At 56.0% G+C, this 4,129-nt stretch carries 6 protein-coding genes; 2 read left to right on the top strand and 4 right to left on the bottom strand.

Features of this window, described 5'->3' with window-relative positions; translation table 11 throughout:
- Together NA647_RS19495 and NA647_RS19490 are read left to right on the top strand one after the other, a co-directional pair.
- A partial coding sequence (locus NA647_RS19495) for a GNAT family N-acetyltransferase (protein ID WP_256059154.1) occupies positions 1–193 on the top strand: 193 nt, incomplete at its 5' end.
- A gap of 69 nt (positions 194–262) precedes the next feature.
- A complete protein-coding gene (locus NA647_RS19490; protein ID WP_256059153.1) occupies positions 263–682 on the top strand; it encodes an NUDIX hydrolase in 420 nt (139 codons plus the stop codon).
- Positions 683–710: 28 nt separating this feature from the next.
- Here NA647_RS19490 and NA647_RS19485 read toward each other — a convergent pair whose 3' ends face one another.
- From NA647_RS19485 to NA647_RS19470, 4 genes are all read right to left on the bottom strand, one after another.
- On the bottom strand, positions 711–857 hold the full coding sequence (locus NA647_RS19485; protein WP_256059152.1) for a hypothetical protein: 147 nt from the start codon (positions 855–857) through the stop codon (positions 711–713).
- A 536-nt stretch (positions 858–1,393) separates the two neighbouring features.
- The gene (gene rpoS, locus NA647_RS19480) at positions 1,394–2,392 is read right to left on the bottom strand and encodes an RNA polymerase sigma factor RpoS (RefSeq protein ID WP_256059151.1); all 999 of its coding nucleotides are present in this window, start codon (positions 2,390–2,392) and stop codon (positions 1,394–1,396) included.
- 98 nt (positions 2,393–2,490) lie between these two features.
- Positions 2,491–3,309: a peptidoglycan DD-metalloendopeptidase family protein gene (locus NA647_RS19475; RefSeq protein WP_256059155.1), complete on the bottom strand. Its 819-nt coding sequence runs from the start codon at positions 3,307–3,309 to the stop codon at positions 2,491–2,493.
- Between the two features lie 56 nt (positions 3,310–3,365).
- Positions 3,366–4,129, bottom strand: a 764-nt coding sequence (locus NA647_RS19470; protein ID WP_256059150.1) for a DUF368 domain-containing protein, incomplete at its 5' end; no start/stop codon positions are given.

Below are 4,129 nucleotides of genomic sequence, written 5' to 3'. Positions count from 1 at the left end.
CATAGGCAGTGGTCACTGGCTGACAGGATTGCTAGTCGCTCCAAGTCAGCGCAACCAGGGTCTGGCGACGCGGTTGATAACCCAGGCACTGGCCGCAAATGACGGACCTGTCTGGCTGTTTTTTAAGCCCAGGTTGATTGTCCTCTACCGACAGCTGAACTTCAGCGAGGCTAGGGTCTGCCTGTATCACTGACATCCCGTCTGCAGCGTTACAACCAAAACAAGAAGCTTGTGGCGCTATGGCACGATAACGAGAATTTCCATGTCCCCTAATGTTCTGAACATCGCCACAGCCTGCCTGCTCAACGAAGCCGGTCACATACTGGTCGTACGCAAGCGCGGTACATGCATGTTCATGTTGCCGGGCGGCAAGATCGAAGCGGGAGAAACGCCGTTGCAGGCATTGCGGCGCGAGCTTCACGAGGAGCTGGGTTTACGGGTCGAGGAATCGCAACTGCAGACGCTTGGACATTTCCAGTCACGCGCAGCCAACGAGCCAGATCATTGGGTTGAAGCAGATGTTTTTGTGGGCCGTGTTAAAGGCGAAGTAAAGGTACAGGCAGAAATCGAAGCGCTGGACTGGCTGGCACCTCGTACGCAGCAGCCGGAACACCTCGCCCCGCTGTTACACGAACAGGTACTTCCCGCTCTGCTCCAGCGGCTAGCAGCGGAAGAAAGTTGACACACCATCATCCGGTGCAGGCGCTAGGCTATGGAGAAATGGGATCACTGGCCGGAAAGGTTTCTTCTAGCGCCTCGTCCAGCTGATCTTCATCAGCCTCGTCCGGACTGCGTTCGATCTGGTCTTCTTGATCTGGTCCCGGCTGGGTAGGTTGATTCGAGTCTTTGCCGTTCATGGTGAGCCCCTTCTGAGTTGAGTCAGAACATTAGGCCACTCAGCAAAGCAGTCGTTCGGCAGAAGCGAATACCTGTTCGCGGGCAAAAAAAAAGGGGCGGGGTTTAATCCCCGCCCGCCTCCTTCCCTGTTTCCTTTATTCCTGCTCGTCATCCTGACGCACCGCATCCAGCGGTTAATCCTGACCAACATCCTTGCTGGCCTGCGCTTGTCCTTAAGCACGGGTGCGATATTAAGGCTTTGGACGACAACTACAACTCTCAAAAATTCGTAACGACTTTTGGATAAAGATATTAGATTTTATTTTTAACCTTATTAATCAATAAGTTAAGAATATAGATTTAATAAAGGGAGCATAGCGAGCAAAGCTGTTCACTCTTTTCTTACACGCCGCGTAAGCAAATGCTTACATAGCAAACAGCTTTTGAGGAAATACGACGAAACTAGGACTAACCCTATGGGTTAGACCCCCGAAGTCTCATATGAAATAGGAAGCGTGAGTACGCCCCTTACGTTGCGGGTAAGGGGCGCCGTTCCTTAGTGGAACAGGGACTCGCTCGACAAACCGTTACGCTCGAAGATCTCGCGTAACCGCTTAAGCGCTTCGACCTGAATCTGCCGTACCCGCTCGCGAGTCAGCCCAATTTCCTGGCCGACCTCTTCCAGCGTGCAGCTTTCATGGCCACGCAAACCGAAGCGCCGGATGACCACCTCGCGCTGCTTCTCTGTCAGGTCGGACAGCCATTGGTCGATGCTTTCCGACAGATCGTCGTCAAGCAGCAGATCGCAGGGATCGCTGGGCCGGTCATCGGTCAGGGTATCGAGCAATGTTTTGTCAGTGTCCGGCCCGAGAGATACGTCCACTGATGTCACGCGCTCGTTCAGACCCAGCATCCGCTTGACCTCCGCGACGGGCTTCTCGAGCAGGTTAGCGATTTCTTCTGGACTGGGTTCGTGGTCGAGCTTCTGTGTCAACTCGCGCGCGGCACGCAAGTAAACGTTCAGCTCCTTGACCACGTGGATCGGCAGGCGAATGGTGCGGGTCTGGTTCATGATAGCCCGCTCGATGGTCTGCCGAATCCACCAAGTGGCATAGGTAGAAAAGCGGAAGCCACGCTCGGGGTCGAACTTCTCGACAGCCCGTATCAGCCCCAGGTTGCCCTCTTCGACCAGATCCAGCAAAGACAGCCCTCGGTTGACGTAGCGTCGGGCGATTTTCACCACAAGCCGCAGGTTGCTTTCGATCATGCGCTTGCGCCCTGCTGGGTCACCCTTCTGAGCCAGACGCGCGAAATGCACCTCTTGCTCGGGGGTCAACAGAGGAGAAAATCCGATTTCGTTGAGATACAGCTGAGTGGCGTCGAGCGCACGGGTGTAGTCGATGAACTTGTGTTGCTTGAGGGTCGCGGTCTTGGATCGGTTGCCCGTTGAACCGGCGCGGGAGATATCGCTGACTGGATTGGCGTCCGCGGACGGTTCCATGAGTAGAACGGCATCGTCTACGTCAAACTCCGGCACTTCTTTTTTGAGAGCCATTATTGTTTTCCTGTTCTGAGTTCGACAACAGGCTCGGGCGGCACGCACTCCCTGGTAACGCTCAAGCCCCTCCTAGTGCCGGAACAGGTAGTAGCAAATCAGCGCTTTGGCAGGTATTGCAGAGGATCTACAGGTTTGCCTTGGCGGCGAATCTCAAAATGCAGCTTCACCCGGTCGGTTCCAGTCGATCCCATCTCGGCAATGGTCTGCCCAGCTTTGACTTGTTGACCCTCCTGAACCAGCAGCCTGCGGTTGTGGCCGTAGGCACTTACATAGGTATCGCTGTGCTTGATGATCACAAGTTCGCCGTAACCCCGTAAACCACTGCCGGCGTACACAACAGCCCCATCAGAAGCAGCTAAAACAGGCTGTCCTAATTCCCCGGCGATATCAATGCCTTTATTCAAACTGCCGTTTGAAGAAAAACGACCGATTACGGCGCCGTTCGCAGGCCAGGCCCAACCGCTTGCAGAGCGCGTCACAGGCTTGACTGGCGTAGTCGCAGCGGGGGGCTTGATCGCCGGTACGCTGGGCCTCGTCAGTGGCGGCGGAATAGGTACAGGCGTAGTCACCACGGATGGCGATGTGCTGGCTGGCGGGACGGGAACAGGAGTCGGACGAGCGGCTACTGCCCGGGATTGAGTATGCCGAGTGAAGCGAATCGTCTGTCCCGGATGGATGACGTGTGGCGGAGGGATGTTGTTGACTTGGGCCAACTCCCGCCAATCCCAGCCGAAGCGAAAGGCAATCGACCAAAGGGAGTCACCCCGCTGGACAATATAGTGGCCGCTGGTAACACGGTCGCGGCTGTTGCGATCGACGACATGCACGCCTCCGGACGGAGGACTGGCGCAGCCAGCAAGTAACGCACCTGCGAGCAGCGCGACAAGCGCACAACGGAAAGGCGGAATGCTCATCCACCACATGCTGGCTGTGGCCTTCAAGGCGCGCTCCTTTTGATCGACAAGGCCGTTCAGACCGTTTGCGCCGATGGCTGGCGTCGCCCGGCGAACCATTCGAGTCCAAGGACGAGAACGATACCAGCTACCGCCAGTACTATTGCCAGCACGAGTTGCGGGTCCTGTCCGGTCAGCTCGCCATAGGCGCCAGGCAGCAGGTTCTGCTCCAGCATCGGGATACGCTCGCCATGGGAGTCAATGCGCCAGGTCAGCGTTTCCTTCCATGGCCAAACCTTGTTCAGCGAACCCAGCATCAGGCCGGTGAGAAAGGCCAGCGTGAGATCGCGCCAACGGTCGAGCATCCAACTAAGCACGCGCGCGAAACTGAGAAGGCCCACCAGGCAACCTGCCGCAAAAACAGACATTACAGCCAGATCCAGATTCTTCACCGCGCCGAGTACGACCGGATACAGGCCGAGCAACACAAGAATGAAGCTGCCGGAAATACCCGGCAGGATCATCGCGCAGATCGCAATGGCACCTGCGAAAAACAAACTCAGACCACCGCTGCTCCACTGCATCGGCGCTGCCACCGTGATCACATAAGCGAAGAGAACTCCGACTACAAGCCCGACGATGCGTGAAAAATCCCAGCGCTGAATCTCCTTGCTGACAAAATACACGGACACCAGAATCAGACCGAAAAAGAACGACCACACTGGAATTGGATGATGCGCCAATAGATAAGTGATCAACTTCGCAAGGCTGAAGACGCTGGTAAGAATGCCTCCGAAGAGAATCAGAAGGAAATTCGCATTTGCCGTCGCCCATGCTTCCT

Source organism: Stutzerimonas stutzeri, from assembly GCF_024448985.1.
Classification (GTDB): Bacteria; Pseudomonadota; Gammaproteobacteria; order Pseudomonadales; family Pseudomonadaceae; genus Stutzerimonas; species Stutzerimonas stutzeri_AP.
This window is presented reverse-complemented; position numbering and strand designations above follow the sequence as displayed.